The organism is Verrucosispora sp. NA02020 (genome assembly GCF_013364215.1).
Taxonomy (GTDB): Bacteria; Actinomycetota; Actinomycetes; order Mycobacteriales; family Micromonosporaceae; genus Micromonospora.
The window spans coordinates 1,279,119-1,295,686 of the sequence record NZ_CP054923.1 but is presented as its reverse complement, the minus strand read 5'-3'; the positions used below and the strand labels follow the sequence as shown (position 1 = coordinate 1,295,686).

The following is a 16,568-nucleotide window of genomic DNA, read 5'->3' as shown; positions in this document are numbered from 1 at the left end:
GGCTGGGGTGGGGTGGGGTGGTTAGGGGGTGGGGCGGGATTGGGCGAGGGTGGCGAAGGCGGTCAGGGAGTCGGGGTTGGCCAGGGCGCCCTTGGCGGCGGCCTGGTCGACCGGGGTACCGGTGAGGATCTTCTTGACCGGTACCTCCAGCTTCTTCGCCGACAGGGTCCGGGGCACCGCGCGCACCTGGTGGATCTCGTCGGGGACGTGCCGGGGTGAGAGGGCGGTGCGCAGCTCGCGGCAGATCGTCGCGCGCAGATCGTCGTCGAGGGTGAGGCCGTCGGCGAGGACCACGAAGAGCAGCAGCTCACCGGCGCCGCCCTCGTCGTCCTCCAGGTGTACGACCACCGAGTCGACGACCTCGTCCAGCCCCTCCACCACGGAGTAGAACTCGGCGGTGCCCAGGCGTACGCCGCCCCGGTTCAGGGTGGCGTCGGATCGACCGGTGATCACGCAACCACCGCGCGCGTTGATGGTGATCCAGTCGCCGTGCCGCCAGACTCCGGGGTAGACGTCGAAGTACGCCTCCCGGTAGCGGGTCCCGTCGGGGTCGTTCCAGAAGCCCACCGGCATGCTCGGCATCGGCGCGGTGATGACCAGTTCGCCCAGTTCGCCGATGACCGGGGTGCCGTCGGCCGAGCGGGCCTCCACCCTGGCGCCGAGCGCCCGGCAGGTGATCTCACCGGCGTGCACCGGCAGCAGCGGCACGCCGCCGACGAAGCCGGTGCACACGTCGGTGCCACCGGACAGCGACTGGAGTTGCAGGTCGGTGCCGACCGTCTCGTACACCCAGGTGAAGCCCTCGGCGGGCAGCGGCGCACCGGTCGAACCCAGCCCGCGCAGCGCGGACAGGTCGGCGATCTCACGCGGGGCCAGGCCCGCCTTGCGACAGGCCAGCAGGTACGGCGCCGAGGTGCCGAAGTAGGTGGTGCCGGTCTCCTCGGCGAGCCGCCACAGCCCGCCCAGGTCCGGGTGGCCCGGGTTGCCGTCGAACAGCACGATCGTCGTGCCCACCGCCGGGCCGGAGACCAGGAAGTTCCACATCATCCAGCCGGTGGTGGTGAACCAGAAGAACCGGTCGGCGGGACCGAGGTCGTGGTGCAGGGCGAGCATCTTGAGGTGTTCCAGCAGGATGCCGCCGTGCCCGTGCACGATCGGCTTGGGCAACCCGGTGGTGCCCGAGGAGTAGAGCACGTACAGCGGATGGTCGAACGGGACCGGGGTGAACGTCGCCGGTTCGTCGGTCTCCGCCGCCAGCTCGGCCCAGGAGAGCGCGCCGGCCGGGGCCGGGGCCGCCGGGTCGAGGTAGGCGATGCTCACCGTGTGCCGCAGCGACGGCAGTGCGGCGCGGATCGCGGCCACCTCGGTACGCCGGTCCACCGGCTTGTCGCCGTAGCGGTAGCCGTCCACCGCGACCAGTACGGTCGGCTCGATCTGCTGCCAGCGGTCGGTGACACTGCGGGTGCCGAACTCCGGCGCGCACGAGGAGAAGATCGCCCCGAGGCTGGCCGTCGCCAGCAGCAGCACGTACGTCTCGGGGATGTTCGGTGCGTACGCGGCCACCCGGTCGCCGGTGCCCACGCCGAGCCGGCGCAGCCCGGCGGCCACCCGGCGGACCTGGTCGCGCAGTTCGGCGGCGGTCAGGGTGACCGGGGCACGGGTCTGCGAGTGCGCGATCACCACCGGGTCGTCGTCGGCGCGGCCGGGCATGCGCAGCACGTTCTCGGCGTAGTTGAGCGTGGCGTCGGGGAACCACCGGGCCCCCGGCATGTCGCGGGCGCCCAGGGTGGCGGTCGGCGGGGTGTGCGCGACGACCTCGAAGTGGTCCCAGATCGAGCGCCAGAAGGCGTCCAGGTCGGTGACCGACCACCGCCACAGCGCGTCGTAGTCGGCGAAATCGAGCCCCCGGTTCTCGGCGAGCCACCGCAGGTACGTCCCGATGCGTGAGCGCTGGAGCACGTCCGCCGGCGGCGTCCACAGCACGTCCGTCACTGGTCCACTCCTCCCCTGGCCCGGCACGACGCTGTGCGGTGGGCCGTGGCGTCATCCTGCCCTACCGTCGCGCATCCGTTGCCGTCACCGGTGCGCCCGGATGTAAGGAAGGGCACCTTGTTAACGCCTGCGGTAGTACCAGGGTCCCCTGCTAACGCAGCAGGCCACGACAACCGCTCAGCCGGACTCGCGCCGCGCGTGCTGGATGGCGCGGCGGCGGGCGAGCCGGTGCGCCCGGCGGATCTCCGCCTCACGCCAGCGACGGCTGTCCTCCGCCGTCTCCGGCAGCACCGGCCGCACCGCCCGTGGCGCGCCGCCCACCTCCACGCCGACGAAGACGAGGTACGCGGTGGCCACCCGCACCGGCTCCGCCTCGGCCGAGTCCCAGCGCTCGGCCATCACCCGTACGCCGACCTCCATCGACGTCGACCCGGTCCAGTTGATCTGGGCGTACGCGTGGATCAGGTCACCGACCCGGACCGGCTCGGAGAAGACGATCTCGTCGATCGCGGCGGTGACCGCCGTACCCCCGCTGTGCCGGGCCGCGGCGGCACCGGCGACGTCGTCCACGAACTTCATCAGCACCCCGCCGTGCACGGTGCCGTAGAGGTTCACGTCCACCGCCGTCATGATTCGGCTGAGGGTCACGCGGGAGTACGACGTCGGCTTGCCCGGTGGCGCGGCGGAGGGGTGCTCGGTCATGGCGGAAACGGTACGGTGCGCGGATGCGACATCTGTGGAGCTTCCTCGCCGGGCTGGTGGTGGCACCGGTCACCTGGGTGCTGGTCACCCTGGGGCAGGACGGGTCGGCCGGCACAGTCGACCGGTGGGTGGAGATCGGCACCTCGAACACGGCCAACCTGATCGAACCGGCCGTCTATCTCGCCGTCGGCGGCATCGTGTTGGGCCTGCTCGGCACACTGCGCATCTCACCGCTCGGCCCGCTGGTGGCCGGGCTGCTGCTGATCACCCCGTACGTCGGGCTGTTCGTCGCGCCCTTCCGGGTCCGCGAGCGCATCCCGGCCGACTGGGAGTTCCTCGGCGACCCGCTGCCGCTGCGGCTGCCGGTGCAGAACGGCACCCTGTTCCTGATCGGCCTGCTGCTGCTGATGGCGACGTTCAGCGGGCAGCGGTGGCGGCGCTGGCCGAGGCCCGCACCGGTGGTGCCGCCGCCGGCCGAGGCGACGACCCAGGACCTGCCGGTGACCGAGTGGCCGCCGCCGCAGTCGGCGGAACGGGACACCGAGCCGCTGAGCCTCGGCTACCCGGACCCGGACGACACGCCGACCGAGCCGCTGCCCCGGCGTACCAGTGGGACGTCGCCCTGGTCGGCACCGCCCGGCGGCCTGCCGCGACAGGACGACGCGCGCAACTGATCGAACGGAGAGGAGGGCTCCGCCCGGTGGTCGTGTGCCACCGGGCGGAGCCCTCCGTCGTCAGTCCTTGAGCAGCTGGCGGGCCATCACGATGCGCTGCACCTGGTTGGTGCCCTCGTAGATCTGCGTGATCTTGGCGTCCCGCATCATCCGCTCGACCGGGTAGTCCCGGGTGTAGCCGTAGCCGCCGAGCAACTGCACCGCGTCGGTGGTGATCTCCATCGCGGCGTCCGAGGCGAAGCACTTCGCCGCCGCACCGAAGTACGTCAGGTCGGCGTCACCCCGCTCCGACTTGCCGGCCGCCGCGTACGTGAGCTGCCGCGCCGCCTCCAGCTTCATGCCCATGTCGGCGAGCATGAACTGCACACCCTGGAACTCGGCGATCGCCTTGCCGAACTGCTTACGCTCGGCCACGTACCCCTTGGCGTAGTCCAGCGCACCCTGCGCGATGCCGAGCGCCTGCGCGGCGATGGTGACCCGGGTGTGGTCCAGGGTCTTCATCGCGGTGCCGAACCCGGTGCCCTCGGCGCCGATGATCCGGTCGGCCGGGATCCGGACGTTGTCCAGGTAGACCTCGCGGGTCGGCGAGCCCTTGATGCCCAACTTCTTCTCCGGAGCACCGAAACTGACCCCCGGATCGGACTTCTCGACCACGAAGGCGGAGATGCCCCGCGACCGCGCGGTCGGGTCGGTTTGAGCAGCTGGCGGGCCATCACGATGCGCTGCACCTGGTTGGTGCCCTCGTAGATCTGCGTGATCTTGGCGTCCCGCATCATCCGCTCGACCGGGTAGTCCCGGGTGTAGCCGTAGCCGCCGAGCAACTGCACCGCGTCGGTGGTGATCTCCATCGCGGCGTCCGAGGCGAAGCACTTCGCCGCCGCACCGAAGTACGTCAGGTCGGCGTCACCCCGCTCCGACTTGCCGGCCGCCGCGTACGTGAGCTGCCGCGCCGCCTCCAGCTTCATGCCCATGTCGGCGAGCATGAACTGCACACCCTGGAACTCGGCGATCGCCTTGCCGAACTGCTTACGCTCGGCCACGTACCCCTTGGCGTAGTCCAGCGCACCCTGCGCGATGCCGAGCGCCTGCGCGGCGATGGTGACCCGGGTGTGGTCCAGGGTCTTCATCGCGGTGCCGAACCCGGTGCCCTCGGCGCCGATGATCCGGTCGGCCGGGATCCGGACGTTGTCCAGGTAGACCTCGCGGGTCGGCGAGCCCTTGATGCCCAACTTCTTCTCCGGAGCACCGAAACTGACCCCCGGATCGGACTTCTCGACCACGAAGGCGGAGATGCCCCGCGACCGCGCGGTCGGGTCGGTCACCGCGAAAACCGTGTAGTACTCGCTCAGCCCGGCGTTGGTGATCCACCGCTTCACGCCGTTGAGCACCCAGGTGTCGCCGTCGCGCTCGGCGCGGGTCCGCATACCGGCAGCGTCGCTGCCGGCCTCCGGCTCGGAGAGGCAGTACGAGAACATCGCCTCGCCCCGGGCGACCGGTGGCAGGTACCGCTGCTTGAGCCGGTCGTCGGCGGCGAGCAGCAACGGCATGGTGCCGAGCTTGTTGCCGGCCGGGATCAGCGACGACGTGGCGCAGGCCCGGGCGACCTCTTCGATGACGATCGCGGTGGCCAGCGCGTCGGCACCGGCGCCGCCGTACTCCTCGGGGATGTGCGGGGCGTGGAAGTCGGCCGCGCGCAGGGCGTCGTAGGAGGCCTGCGGGAACTCGGCGTTCTCGTCGGCGGCGGCGGCGTGCGGGGCGACCCGGTGGTCGCAGACCGCCCGAACGGCCTCGCGAACGGCCTCATGCTCCTCGGGCAGTTGGTACGCGGAAAACGCCACGGAGAACCTCCTCGTCCTGAACCCTGGCGGGAGCATACCATCCGGTCGGTATGCTTCATCCTCCCTGATCCCACGAATGGAGTCGCCCGATGCGTACCGCCTCCCGCACCATCGCGCCCACCCCGGCCGACCTGCTCGACCTCGTCGGCCGGGAGCTGGGTGCCAGTGAGCCGCAGGTGGTCACCCAGGACGAGGTCGACCGCTTCGCCGACGTGACCAAGGACCACCAGTGGATCCACGTCGACGTGGAACGGGCCCGATCCGGCCCGTTCGGCACGACGATCGTGCACGGGTTCCTCACCCTGGCTCTGGTGCCGCGTCTGCTCGCGGACATCCTGGAGGTCACGACGTTCTCGATGGGCGTCAACTACGGGCTGGACCGGGTCCGGTTCGTCAAGCCGCTGCCGCCGGGCGTGCCGATCCAGGGCACCGCGACGCTGCTCGCCGCCGAGCCGATCGCCGGGGTGCCGGGCGGCGTGCAGGCCAAGGCGTCGGTGGTGGTGGAGTTCGCCGAGGACTCCACCACCTGCTGCGTGGCGGAGATCCTCTTCCGCTACCTGCCGTGACGGCGGTGGCCGCCGGGCATACCGGCGGTCACCTCCCCGCCGTCTCGGCGGGTCACTCTCCCGGCGTGCTCGACGGCGCGACGAACCGCCCCCGATAGAACGACAGGGCCGGGACGCTCGTCGGCTTCAGGTGCACGTGGTCCACGTCGATCAGGATGATCACGTGGTCGCCGCTGGTGATCGCCGTGTCGCGGCGCCCGGCCAGGACCGCGGGCGTGCCGGGCAGCAGCGGGACGCCGTCCGGCCCGGGCACCCAGGAGACGCCGTCGAGCTTGTCCGCCCCGGACAGCCCGGAGGTGGCGAACCGGCGCGCCACGTCCTCCTGGTCCTGGCTGAGGATGTGCACGGCGATCCGGGCCGAGTCCATCAGCACCGGGAAGCTCGACGAGGAGCTGGTGACGCAGAACAGCACCTTCGGGGGGCGCAGCGACACCGAGGTGAAGGAGTTCACCGTCAGCGCGGCGACGGTGCCGTCACCGGTCACCGCGGTCACCGCCGTGACACCGGTGGGGAAGTGTCCGCACACCTGACGGAACTCGGCGGAGTCGAACAGGGGCTCGGCCGTCATCGGGTCACCGCCGGGTCGGAGGAGGGATGGTGCGGGCGTAGTCCGTCTTCCAGCTGGATCAGGCAGAGGGTGTGCCCGCCGGGATCCTTCACCAGGTGAAGCCGCCCGTGCGGGCTGTCGACCGGACCGACGGTGGGCGTCCCGCCCAGCGCGACGACCCGGCGCAGCGCGTCGTCCAGCGAGGCGACCGCGAAGTAGGTGATCCATTTCGACGGGATCAGGTTCGGCCAGTCGTTGTCCAGGGCCAGCACGCCGGCGACCGGGACGTCGCCGAGCATCAGCAGGCTGTAGGGACGGGCGGTGGGGGAGTCCCCGTGTTGCCGGGTGGTGTATCCGAACAGCGACCGGTAGTAGGCCACCGCGCGGTCCGGCTCCCCGGTGTCCAGCTCGTTCCAGCAGAGCGCGCCGACCGAGTTGAGCATCTGGACACCGGCTCGTGACTCGCCCTGATAGAGGCCGAACGCGGCGCCGAACGGGTCGATGACGGCGGCACCGGTCCCGGCGGCGGGCAGGTAACGCGGCGGGGTCACCAACTCGCCGCCGAGTGCGACCGCCTGCGCGGCGGAGCGGTGGATGTCGTGGACCGCGAAGTAGGCGATCCAGCCCCGGGGCCGGCCGCCGTGCAGCGCGGTGGCGTCGGAGATGCCGGCCACGTCGCGGCCGTCCAGGCTGCACATCCGGTACGTGGTGGTGCCGAGCCGCTCGGTGCGTACGGTCCAGCCGAACAGCGTGCGATAGAACTCCTCGGCCTGCTCCGGCCGTGGGGTGCACAACTCCACCCAGACGGCCTCACCGGGCCGGAACGGTTGACTCATCCGGAGACCTCCCGGGTGCTCAGCCCCGCCACGATGGTGCCGGCGGAGATCTCGTAGGCCCGGTCGGCGGTGCCGGACTCCAGGCTCGACTCGACGACCTGGACCACCGCGCGCAGCGTCCGGGACGGCACGGCGAGCAGCGTGTCGACGAGGGCGTCCACCGCGCGGTCGACGTCGTCGTCGGGTACCACCTGGGCGACCAAGCCCCAGGCGAGCAGGTCCCGGGCGGTCGCCGTCGCGGCACCGGTCAGCAGGTGGTAGGCGTGTGGGCGGGGCACGGACCGGGCGATGGTGTGGCCGACCCCGGCGGGGGCGAAGCCGAACCGGGCCTCCGGGAGGGAGAGCCGGACGCCCTCGCCGGCGACCGGCAGGTGGATCGCGCCGAGCAGGCCGGCGCCGAAGCCGACGACCTGACCCCGGACGGCGGCGACCACGGGTACCGGGAGGTGCCGGACGCGGTGCAGGGCGGCGTCGCTGTCCCGTAGTCCGGCGGCGACCGTCGCGGCGGTCGCACCGCGCAGTCGGCCGAACGCCGAGGTGTCCCAGCCGCCGCAGAAGTGCCGGCCGGCCATGTCGAGGTGGATGACGGCGCACGCCTCGTCGGCCGCCGCGGTCTCCAGGGTGTCCACGAGTTCGCGAAGCGTCGTGTCGTCGAGACAGTTGCCACGGGCGCTGTTGTCGAATCGCACCCGGGCGACGTGGCCGTCGCGTTCGTGGGTGAGTGTGGGAGTCACCCTCGGCATAATACGTACCGGTCGGTATGAAGGCAATGTCCGGGCCTGACCTGCTCATGTGATCTGATTGTCATGGACGAGATACCGGCTCGACCCGTTGACTTGATACCGGCTGGTCGGTACTTTGTGGCGAACGTCACCGCCGCGTCACGCGGGGGTACGACGGGTCCATCCCCTGTGAAGGACAGCCATGATGATCATGAAATCCTCGCACTCACGGCGCACACTGGCGCTCGCTACGGCACTGACGCTCGCCGGCATCGGCCTCACCGCCTGCGGCGACTCCGACTCGTCGGATTCCGGCGCGTCGGACTCCACGCCCATCCGGGCGCTGCTCGCGGCCCAGCCCGCGACCCTCGACCCCATCGTCGGCGCACGGTCCGGCCAGATCGTCTGGGCCACCATGCTCGAAACGCTGATCGGCACCGACGACAACCTCGGCCCGGCCGACACCAGCCTGCTCACCAGCTGGACCCGCACCGACGCGACCACCTGGACCTTCACCGTCCGGCCCGACGTCAGCTTCAGCAACGGCGAGAAGGCCGACGCGGCGGCGGTCGCGAACACCATCACCCTCACCCGGGACAGCGAGGCGTCGCAGCTGAAGTCATACTTCGGCAACGTCACCTCGATCGAGGCCCCGGACGCCGGCACGGTCGTGCTCAAGACCAAGGCCCCGCAGTACAACATTCCGGACCTGCTCACCACGGTCTACCTCGTGCCCCCGAAGTACTACGAGGAGAAGGGCTCGGACGGCTTCGCCGCCGCCCCCGTCGGCACCGGCCCGTACGTGTGGGCGGGCGGCAACGCCGGGCGCGACATGTCGGTGAAGCCCAACCCCGAGTACTGGGGAACGGCGCCCAGCAACCAGGGCATCACCTTCACCTGGGCCAACGAGGCCGCCCAGCGGCTCGCCCTGATCCAGAGCAAGAGCGTCGACGTCGCCTTCGACCTCCCGCCGGCCCAGGCCTCCGCGGCCAAGGCGGCCAACGTCGAGGTGGTCAGCACCGAGACCGCCATGAAGATCATCGCCTTCCTGGACTCGACCAAGGCCCCGTTCGACAAGCCCGAACTGCGCGAGGCGGCGGCCCTGTCCATCGACCGCGACGCGATCGTGCGCGGCATCTTCGACGGCCAGGCGGTCGCCGACGCCGGACTGCTCAACGTCCGGCCCGGTGAGCAGCCGGCGCAGAGCGTGACCCCGAACCTGGACCGGGCCAAGCAACTGGTCGGTTCCGGTGGCCCGACGGTCCAGATCACCTATCCGGCCGCGCAGTACACCAACATCGAGGAGGTCGCGCAGGCCGTGGGCGGCAGCCTGGAGCAGGCCGGTTTCAAGGTCAACTACGAGCCGCTCGACTACGGCACGCTCGTCAAGCGCGTCATCGGCCGCCAGGTGCCCGGCATCGCGATCTTCGCCGGGGTGCCGAACGTCGCCGTGCCGGACTTCTTCGCCAGTGGCTTCATGAAGACCCAGTCCATCACCGGCAACTGCCCCGACCCGCGCTTCGACGAGATGGCCCAGGAGGCGCTGGAGCAGGACGACGCCGATCAGGCCGCTCCGATCTACGAGCAGCTCAACACGATGGGCGTGGTGGAGAAGCACTGCTACGTGCCGCTGTACCGGCAGGTGTTCAACTACGCGACCGCACCCGGTGTCACCGGCGTCGAGTTCGGTCCCCTGAACACCGTGGACTTCACGAAGACGACCCGCTGACGATGTCCGAGGCAGTGGAGACGGGGATGCCGGGCGACACCCGGCATCCCCGCACCCCGGAGGCGGACGTGCCCGTACTGGCGGTCGACGACCTCGTCGTCGAGCACCGCAACCGCAGCACGGGGGAGGTGTTCCGTGCGGTGGACCAGGTGTCGCTGCGCATCGCGGCCGGAGAGAGCGTCGCCGTCGTCGGCGAGTCCGGCTCCGGCAAGACGACGCTGGCGATGGCCGCGACCGGGCTCGGGCCACGCGGCACGGGCGACATCCGGCTGCTCGGCCACTCCCTCTCCTCGATCGGGCGCGGGCAACTGCGCCGACTGCGCCCCGAGGTGCAGGTGGTCTTCCAGGACCCGCACGGCTCCCTCGACCCCCGCCAGTCCGTCCGCTCCGGGCTGCGGGAACTGCGTACCCTGCAACCCCGGCGCACCTCCTGGATCACCGACGCCGACCTGCTCGGTCGGGTCCGGCTCGCGCCGGAGATCCTCGACCGGTTCCCGCACCAGCTCTCCGGCGGCCAGGCGCAGCGGGTCTGCGTCGCCCGCGCGCTGCTCATGCGTCCCCGACTCATCGTCGCCGACGAGCCGACCTCCGGTCTCGACGTCTCCGTCCAGGCCGACGTGCTGGACCTGCTCCGGGAGATCCGGACGACCACCGGTGCCGCGCTGTTGATGATCAGCCACGACCTGGCCGTGGTCCGCGCCGTCTGCGACACCGTGCACGTCATGTACCGCGGACAGGTGGTCGAGGCGGGCCCCTGCGAGACGGTCTTCGTGACGCCGCGCCACGACTACACGCGCGAACTGCTGGCCGCGATGCCCGGCGCGCGATGGAGGAACCGCCGATGAAGGCCAGCACCGTACGCCGGATCGGCGTTCGCCTCGCGTCGCTGTTCGCGTCGCTGCTCATCGCGCTCAGCCTGGCGTTCGCCCTCGGCCGACTCTCCGGCGACCCGACCACGATGATCCTGGGGCCCATGGCGCCGCCCGAACAACGCGAGGCGCTGCGCACCGAACTCGGGCTCGACCAGCCGCTCGTGGTGCAGTACCTGAACTACCTCAAGGGCGTCCTCACCGGCGACCTCGGGCAGTCGCTGCAGTTCTACCAGGCGAACACCAGCATGATCGCCGATCGGCTGCCGTACACCCTGCAACTGGTCGCTGCCGGCATGCTCCTCGCCCTGCTCGTCGGCGTCCCGCTGGGCGTGCTCGCGGCCACCCGGGAAGGCACCTGGTGGGACCGGGCCGCCTCCACGCTGGCCCTGCTCGGCCAGTCCGTGCCGGTCTTCTGGTTCGGGATGATGCTGGTGGTGCTCTTCGCGGTGAACCTCGGCTGGCTACCCGCCGGGCAGTCCGGCAGTCTCCGGCACCTGATCCTGCCCGCCCTCACCATGTCGGTCTATCCGATGGCGCACATCGCCCGGCTGACCCGGGCCTCGATGAGCGAGGCACTGGCCGAGCCGTACGTCGACGCGGCGCGGGCCCGGGGCATCGCCGGTCGCCGGGTGGTGTGGCGGCACGCGTTCAAGAACGCCATGATGCCGATCCTGACCATCGTCGTCCTACAGACCGGCATCCTGCTCTCCGGTGCCGTCGCCGTCGAGTACGTCTACTCCTGGCCCGGCCTCGGGCAGCTCGCGTTGCAGGCCATCCAGTTCCGTGACTTCCCGCTGGTGCAGGCGATCGTGGTGTTCGGCGCCCTGGTCTTCGTCCTGCTCAACCTGCTCGTGGACGTCATCCACTCGATCGTCGACCCGAGGGTGAGGTGAGTGCCGTGAGCCAACTCGAACTTGACCCGGTCACCGCGCCGGTGCCGCCGGCACGCACCGCCCGACGCGCGCGTACCTCGGTGTTCTGGCTGTCCCTGCCGCTGGCCGTGGTCGCCGTCCTGGTGTTCGTCCTGCCGTTCACCGGGCTGCTGCCCGAGCGCGGGCAGAACCTGGACGCGACCCGCCAGCCGCCCGGCTTCCTCGACGGCGGGAGCTGGGCACACCCGCTCGGCACCGACAAGCTCGGCCAGGACCTGCTGACCCAGTTCGTCTCCGCCGGCCAGCTCACCATCATGATCGGCCTGGTCGGCGCGCTGGTCGCCATCGGCCCCGGCACGCTGCTGGGCGTGCTGGCCGGCTATTTCCGGGGCTGGGTCGACCGGGTCATCTCGATCCTCATCGACGCCCAGCTCGCCCTGCCGTTCATCCTGGTCGCCCTCGCGATCATCTCGAACCGGGGCAGCTCGCTGCCGGTGCTGTTCCTGGTGCTGGCGCTCACCGGCTGGGCGGTCTGCGCCCGGGTCACCCGCGCGGCCACCCTGGCCGTACGCGAACGCCAGTTCGTGATCGGGCTGCGCGCCGCCGGCGCCTCCGAGGCCCGGATCGTCTTCCGGCACGTCCTGCCCAACCTCGCCGGGACCATCGTCGCGCTCGGCACGCTCCAGGTCGGCACCGCGATCCTGATCGAGAGCGCGTTGAGCTTCCTCGGCCTGGGGGTCGGACCCGCGCGGGCGAGCTGGGGCTCGATGCTCGCCTCCGGTCAGGACGAGTTGAGCCAGGCCTGGTGGCTCGCGTTCTTCCCCGGCCTCGCCATCACCCTGCTGGTGCTGCTGGTCAACCTGCTCGGCGACGCGCTGCTCACCCACCACGACCCACGGAAGAGGCGCCGATGACCGACCTGCTGACCATCAGCGGTCTCTCCGTCACCGCCCGGCTCGCCACCGACGACCTGCGGCTGCTCGACACCGTCGACCTCGAGGTGCGGGGCGGCCAGATCGTCGGGGTGGTCGGCGAGTCCGGCAGCGGCAAGACCACCCTGGCCCGCTGCGTCGTCGGGCTGCTGGAACGCAACGTCCGGGTGGAGCAGGGTTCGGTCACGCTCGCCGGTGACGTGGTGGTGGCCCCCGGGGTGGACCGCACCGGACGGGTCCGTGGCAGCGCCGTGGGCATGGTGTTCCAGGACGCGTCGCGCTCGCTGAACCCGCTGATGAAGGTCCGTGTCCACCTCGCCGAGGTGCTGCGACGACACGTTCCCGGCATCACCCGGGCCGAGATCGAACGTCGCTCGGTGCAGGTGCTGGAGCAGATGCGCATCACCGACCCGACCCGGGTGCTGGACAGCTACCCCCACCAGCTCTCCGGCGGGTTGAAGCAGCGGGTCGCCATCGGCCTCGCCGTCGTCACCCGCCCCTCGCTGGTGATCGCCGACGAGTGCACCACCGCCCTCGACGTGACCACCCAGACCAAGGTCGTCGAGCTGTTCCGCACCCTGGTCGACGAACTCGGCATCGGCCTGCTCTTCGTCACCCACGACCTGATGCTCGCCAGCGACCTGTGCGACCGCATCGCGGTGATGAGCGGGGGACGCGTCGTCGAGGAGGGGGACGCCGAACGCGTACTGGACCGGCCGGAGCAGGACTACACGCGGCGACTGCTCGCCGCCATTCCCTCGTGGAGCTGAAGGAGAACCCGGCACCCATGCACGAGCAGCACGGCATCGACGCGTACGCGGCGTACCTTCCGGCGTACGCGCTCGACGACAACAGGATCGACGCGACCGGACCGCCCCGCGCCGGTGGACCGGTACGCGGCGTCGCCGCCTTCGACGAGGACAGCATCACCATGGCCGTCGAGGCGCTGCGGCACATCGCCGCCGGCACCTTGACGGACCGGCACCTGCTGCTGGCCACCACGAGCGCCCCCTACCAGGGGAAGACCTCCGCCACGGTGGTGCACGAGGCCGTCGGCCTGGACCCCGGGATCAGCGCGGTCGACCTGCACGGCCACCGGTCCGGCGCGGTCGCGCTCGACACGGTCCTGCGGACCGGCGCGATGGCCGCCCTGGCCGACGTACGGACCACCCGACCGGGCGCGCCCGACGAACTGGCCCAGGGCGATGCCGCCGCCGCGTACGTGGGTGGCGGCACCCGCGCCGCCGTCCTGCTCGCCCGCACCGGCCGGACCGTGGAGCTGCTGGAACGCTGGCGGTTGCCGGGGGAGCGGCACGACCGGGTCTGGGACGAGCGGTTCACCGCGGAGGTCCTCGCCGAGGCGGGGCTCGACGTGGCCCGGCGGGCTCTGACCGAGGCCGGCCGGGACGGCGTCGACCACGTGGTCGTGTCGTCGTCCAACGCCCGGTGCGCGGCGGCCCTGCGGCGCGCGCTCGGCGGTACGGGTCAGGACGCGGCGGTCGAACGGCTCACCGGCTTCACCGGTGCCGCCCACCCGGGCCTGCTGCTCGCCGCCACGCTCGACGAGGCCGAACCCGGCCAGCACATCCTGCTGCTGTCGGTCACCGAGGGCGCCGACGCGTTCGTCCTGCGGGTGGGCGACCAGGTCCGCGCGGCGCGCGGCGGACCGTCCGTCCGGGCCCAGCTCGACCCGCGGCACCGCCTCGGCTACGGCCGCTACCTGCGCTGGCGGGGTCTGCTGGACGTGCAGGGCCCGGCCCGCCCGGCGGCACCGGCACCGGCCGCCCCGCCGATGCACCGACGCGCCGGTTGGAAGTACCGGCTGGAGGGCAGCCGCTGCACCGCCTGCGACACGGTCACCACCCCGCCCAGCCGGGTCTGCGCCCGCTGCGGCGTCGTCGCCGCCTCGGCGGAGCCCACCACCACCGTCTCGCTGCGCGACCGCACCGCCCAGGTCGTCTCGTCGACCCGTGACCACCTGACGACCATGCCCGAACCGGAGGTGGCGATCGTCGTCGCCGACGTGGACGGCGGTGGTCGGCTCAGCGCGTACGCGACCGACGTCGACCCCGCCGACGTGGTCGTCGGGATGTCGATGACACCCACCTTCCGACGGTTGTGGACCACCGACGCGATCCACAACTACTTCTGGAAACTCCGCCCGAGGAAGGACACCCTCGATGGCCAGTAGGCGATTGGCCCACGACGTCGCGATCGTCGCGATGGGCTGCACCCCGTTCCGGGACCACTGGCACTCCTCCGCCGACGACCTGCTGGTCGACGCGGTCCGCGAGTGCGTGGCGTCCCAACCCCGCCTGACCCTCGACGACGTCGACGCGTTCTGGGTCGGCACCCAGGGCTCCGGCATGTCCGGGCAGACGCTGGCCCGCCCGTTGCGGCTGGTCGGCAAGCCCGTCACGCGGGTGGAGAACTACTGCGCCACCGGCTCGGAGGCGTTGCGCAACGCCGCGTTCGCGGTGGCCTCCGGCGCGTACGACATGGTGATGGCGACCGGCGTGGAGAAGCTGAAGGACTCGTCGTACTCCGGCCTGTCGGCGGTCTTCCCACCGGCCGACGGCACCGACGTGGACTGGACCGCGCCGGCCGGGTTCTCCCTGCTCGCCCCCGCCTACCAGCGCGCGTACGGGGTCGACGCCCGGGACATGCGGAGCGCCCTGACGAAGGTCGCGACGAAGAACCACGCGAACGGCGCGTTGAACGAGCGCGCCCAGTTCCGTAAGGCGGTCTCCGCCGAGGCCGTGGAGCGCTCGCCCCGGATCGCCGGGGACCTCGGCGTGCTGGACTGTTCCGGTGTCTCCGACGGCGCGGCGGCGGCTGTGCTGGTCCGCGCCGAGGACGCCTACCGGTACACCGACAAGCCGATCTTCCTGCGCGGGATGGGCTTCGTCGCCGGGTCCGGTGCCGGGCTGGCCGCCGACGGCTACGACTTCACCACCTTCCCCGAGGTGGTGGAGGCGGCGCGGCAGGCGTACGAGCAGGCGGGGATCACCGACCCGGCCACCGAGATCTCGCTGGCCGAGGTGCACGACTGTTTCACGCCGACGGAGGTGGTGTTGATGGAGGACCTGGGATTCTCGGCGCGCGGAAAGGCATGGCGCGACATCCTCGACGGCCGGTACGACCTCGGTGGCGCGCTGCCGGTCAACACCGACGGCGGGCTGAAGTCGTTCGGCCACCCGATCGGGGCCACCGGGCTGCGGATGGTCTTCGAGTGCTTCACCCAACTGCGGGGTGAGGCCGGCGCCCGGCAGGTGCCCGACGCCCGGGTGGCGGTGGCCCAGAACCTGGGCGGCCAGCCGGGTTCCTGCGTCGCGTTCGTCGCGGTCCTGGGGAGCGAGCGATGAGCCGGGTCAGCCTGGACGGCCGGGTCGTCATCGTCACCGGCGCGGGCAACGGCATCGGCCGGGCGCACGCCCACACGCTCGCCGCGCGCGGCGCCAAGGTGGTCGTCAACGACCTCGGCGGCGCGGTCGACGGCTCGGGCTCCTCCGGTGCCGCGCAGACCGTGGTCGACGAGATCCGCGCGGCCGGCGGCACCGCCGTCGCGTCCACCGACTCGGTGGCCACCGCAGCCGGCGGCGCGGACCTGGTCGGCCGCGCCATCGACGCCTACGGGCGGGTGGACGGGATCATCCACAACGCCGGCATCCTGCGCGACCGGACGCTGGCGAAGATGGCCGAGGAGGACGTCACCGCCGTCCTCGACGTGCACCTGGCCGGCGCGTTCCACGTGCTGCGGCCCGCCTGGCCGCACCTCGTCGGGCAGGGCTACGGCCGGATCGTGCTGACCAGCTCGTCGTCCGGGCTGTTCGGCAACTTCGGGCAGGCCAACTACGGCGCGGCCAAGGCCGGCCTGGTCGGCCTGATGAACGTGCTCGCGCTGGAGGGCGCCCGCCGGGGCATCCTGGTCAACGCGATCGCCCCCACCGCCGCGACCCGGATGACCGAGAACCTCCTCGGCGACCTGACCGAGCGGTTCGACCCGCAGCACGTCGCGTCGGTGGCCACCTTCCTCGCCTCCGAACAGTGCCAGCTCAACCGGCACATCCTCACCGTCGGCGGCGGCCGGGTCGGGCGGATCTTCCTGGGCGTCACGCCCGGTTGGTACGGCGGCGTCGCACCGGCCTCGCCCGACGACATCCTCGACTCGATCGACGACATCTGCCGGCTGGACGACTTCATCGTGCCGGAGAGCGGTGCCGACGAGGTCGCCCTGATCCAGCAGGCCCTGTCCGGCCCGTCGGACCGTACGGAAGGCGAATGAC

The 16,568-nt window shown here is 71.6% G+C and carries 16 protein-coding genes and 1 pseudogene; 10 read left to right on the top strand and 7 right to left on the bottom strand.

Annotated features, from left to right (window positions below):
• Positions 1–21 precede the first annotated feature (21 nt).
• Positions 22–1,992 carry an acetoacetate--CoA ligase gene (locus HUT12_RS05595; RefSeq protein ID WP_176092703.1) on the bottom strand — a complete coding sequence of 657 codons (1,971 nt, stop codon included), beginning with the start codon at positions 1,990–1,992 and terminating at the stop codon, positions 22–24.
• 177 nt (positions 1,993–2,169) lie between these two features.
• The gene (locus HUT12_RS05590; protein ID WP_176092702.1) at positions 2,170–2,694 is read right to left on the bottom strand and encodes an acyl-CoA thioesterase; all 525 of its coding nucleotides are present in this window, start codon (positions 2,692–2,694) and stop codon (positions 2,170–2,172) included.
• A 23-nt stretch (positions 2,695–2,717) separates the two neighbouring features.
• Here HUT12_RS05590 and HUT12_RS05585 point away from each other — a divergent pair, with 23 nt between their 5' ends.
• Positions 2,718–3,368: a hypothetical protein gene (locus HUT12_RS05585; protein WP_176092701.1), complete on the top strand. Its 651-nt coding sequence runs from the start codon at positions 2,718–2,720 to the stop codon at positions 3,366–3,368.
• Between the two features lie 60 nt (positions 3,369–3,428).
• Here HUT12_RS05585 and HUT12_RS05580 read toward each other — a convergent pair whose 3' ends face one another.
• A complete protein-coding gene (locus HUT12_RS05580) occupies positions 3,429–3,971 on the bottom strand; it encodes an acyl-CoA dehydrogenase family protein (protein WP_217705957.1) in 543 nt (180 codons plus the stop codon).
• 89 nt (positions 3,972–4,060) lie between these two features.
• Positions 4,061–5,242 (bottom strand): annotated as a pseudogene (locus tag HUT12_RS05575) (acyl-CoA dehydrogenase family protein); the annotation flags it as partial.
• Positions 5,243–5,295: 53 nt separating this feature from the next.
• On the opposite strand from HUT12_RS05575, the gene HUT12_RS05570 reads away from it, so the two are divergent.
• On the top strand, positions 5,296–5,772 hold the full coding sequence (locus tag HUT12_RS05570; RefSeq protein WP_131051551.1) for a MaoC family dehydratase: 477 nt from the start codon (positions 5,296–5,298) through the stop codon (positions 5,770–5,772).
• A gap of 52 nt (positions 5,773–5,824) precedes the next feature.
• Here HUT12_RS05570 and HUT12_RS05565 read toward each other — a convergent pair whose 3' ends face one another.
• From HUT12_RS05565 to HUT12_RS05555, 3 genes are read right to left on the bottom strand one after another with little or no spacing between them, the layout of a single operon-like run.
• Entirely contained in the window at positions 5,825–6,340 is a 516-nt protein-coding gene (locus HUT12_RS05565) for a flavin reductase family protein (protein WP_161594895.1), read from the bottom strand.
• Positions 6,337–7,155 (bottom strand): VOC family protein, encoded by an 819-nt coding sequence (locus HUT12_RS05560; RefSeq protein ID WP_161594896.1) that lies wholly within the window; start codon positions 7,153–7,155, stop codon positions 6,337–6,339. Before HUT12_RS05560 ends, HUT12_RS05565 begins: the two co-directional genes overlap by 4 nt.
• Positions 7,152–7,889: an enoyl-CoA hydratase/isomerase family protein gene (locus tag HUT12_RS05555; protein WP_161594897.1), complete on the bottom strand. Its 738-nt coding sequence runs from the start codon at positions 7,887–7,889 to the stop codon at positions 7,152–7,154. Before HUT12_RS05555 ends, HUT12_RS05560 begins: the two co-directional genes overlap by 4 nt.
• 190 nt (positions 7,890–8,079) lie before the next feature.
• On the opposite strand from HUT12_RS05555, the gene HUT12_RS05550 reads away from it, so the two are divergent.
• The 8 genes from HUT12_RS05550 to HUT12_RS05515 are packed head-to-tail and all read left to right on the top strand — an operon-like array spanning position 8,080 to position 16,567.
• Positions 8,080–9,606 carry an ABC transporter substrate-binding protein gene (locus tag HUT12_RS05550; RefSeq protein WP_131051554.1) on the top strand — a complete coding sequence of 509 codons (1,527 nt, stop codon included), beginning with the start codon at positions 8,080–8,082 and terminating at the stop codon, positions 9,604–9,606.
• 2 nt (positions 9,607–9,608) lie between these two features.
• Positions 9,609–10,451: an ABC transporter ATP-binding protein gene (locus HUT12_RS05545; RefSeq protein WP_131051555.1), complete on the top strand. Its 843-nt coding sequence runs from the start codon at positions 9,609–9,611 to the stop codon at positions 10,449–10,451.
• The gene (locus tag HUT12_RS05540) at positions 10,448–11,371 is read left to right on the top strand and encodes an ABC transporter permease (RefSeq protein ID WP_176092700.1); all 924 of its coding nucleotides are present in this window, start codon (positions 10,448–10,450) and stop codon (positions 11,369–11,371) included. Before HUT12_RS05545 ends, HUT12_RS05540 begins: the two co-directional genes overlap by 4 nt.
• Before the next feature lie 5 nt (positions 11,372–11,376).
• The gene (locus HUT12_RS05535) at positions 11,377–12,264 is read left to right on the top strand and encodes an ABC transporter permease (protein WP_131051557.1); all 888 of its coding nucleotides are present in this window, start codon (positions 11,377–11,379) and stop codon (positions 12,262–12,264) included.
• Positions 12,261–13,052 (top strand): ABC transporter ATP-binding protein, encoded by a 792-nt coding sequence (locus HUT12_RS05530; protein ID WP_131051558.1) that lies wholly within the window; start codon positions 12,261–12,263, stop codon positions 13,050–13,052. Before HUT12_RS05535 ends, HUT12_RS05530 begins: the two co-directional genes overlap by 4 nt.
• Positions 13,043–14,473: a zinc ribbon domain-containing protein gene (locus tag HUT12_RS05525; protein WP_176092699.1), complete on the top strand. Its 1,431-nt coding sequence runs from the start codon at positions 13,043–13,045 to the stop codon at positions 14,471–14,473. Before HUT12_RS05530 ends, HUT12_RS05525 begins: the two co-directional genes overlap by 10 nt.
• Complete coding sequence (locus tag HUT12_RS05520; protein ID WP_131051560.1) at positions 14,463–15,647, top strand: acetyl-CoA acetyltransferase; 1,185 nt, start codon at positions 14,463–14,465, stop codon at positions 15,645–15,647. The genes HUT12_RS05525 and HUT12_RS05520 overlap by 11 nt, the downstream gene beginning before the upstream one ends.
• Positions 15,644–16,567: an SDR family NAD(P)-dependent oxidoreductase gene (locus HUT12_RS05515; protein ID WP_131051561.1), complete on the top strand. Its 924-nt coding sequence runs from the start codon at positions 15,644–15,646 to the stop codon at positions 16,565–16,567. The genes HUT12_RS05520 and HUT12_RS05515 overlap by 4 nt, the downstream gene beginning before the upstream one ends.
• Position 16,568: the final 1 nt, after the last annotated feature.

What these genes read in the sequence shown, in the direction of transcription:
- HUT12_RS05540 (WP_176092700.1), top strand. Translation starts at nt 10,448, where the DNA reads ATGAAGGCCAGCACCGTACGCCGGATCGGCGTTCGCCTCGCGTCGCTG.
- HUT12_RS05550 (WP_131051554.1), top strand. Translation starts at nt 8,080, where the DNA reads ATGATGATCATGAAATCCTCGCACTCACGGCGCACACTGGCGCTCGCT.
- HUT12_RS05515 (WP_131051561.1), top strand. Translation starts at nt 15,644, where the DNA reads ATGAGCCGGGTCAGCCTGGACGGCCGGGTCGTCATCGTCACCGGCGCG.
- HUT12_RS05530 (WP_131051558.1), top strand. Translation starts at nt 12,261, where the DNA reads ATGACCGACCTGCTGACCATCAGCGGTCTCTCCGTCACCGCCCGGCTC.
- HUT12_RS05520 (WP_131051560.1), top strand. Translation starts at nt 14,463, where the DNA reads ATGGCCAGTAGGCGATTGGCCCACGACGTCGCGATCGTCGCGATGGGC.
- HUT12_RS05565 (WP_161594895.1), bottom strand. Translation starts at nt 6,340, where the DNA reads ATGACGGCCGAGCCCCTGTTCGACTCCGCCGAGTTCCGTCAGGTGTGC.
- HUT12_RS05585 (WP_176092701.1), top strand. Translation starts at nt 2,718, where the DNA reads ATGCGACATCTGTGGAGCTTCCTCGCCGGGCTGGTGGTGGCACCGGTC.
- HUT12_RS05570 (WP_131051551.1), top strand. Translation starts at nt 5,296, where the DNA reads ATGCGTACCGCCTCCCGCACCATCGCGCCCACCCCGGCCGACCTGCTC.
- HUT12_RS05590 (WP_176092702.1), bottom strand. Translation starts at nt 2,694, where the DNA reads ATGACCGAGCACCCCTCCGCCGCGCCACCGGGCAAGCCGACGTCGTAC.
- HUT12_RS05560 (WP_161594896.1), bottom strand. Translation starts at nt 7,155, where the DNA reads ATGAGTCAACCGTTCCGGCCCGGTGAGGCCGTCTGGGTGGAGTTGTGC.
- HUT12_RS05545 (WP_131051555.1), top strand. Translation starts at nt 9,609, where the DNA reads ATGTCCGAGGCAGTGGAGACGGGGATGCCGGGCGACACCCGGCATCCC.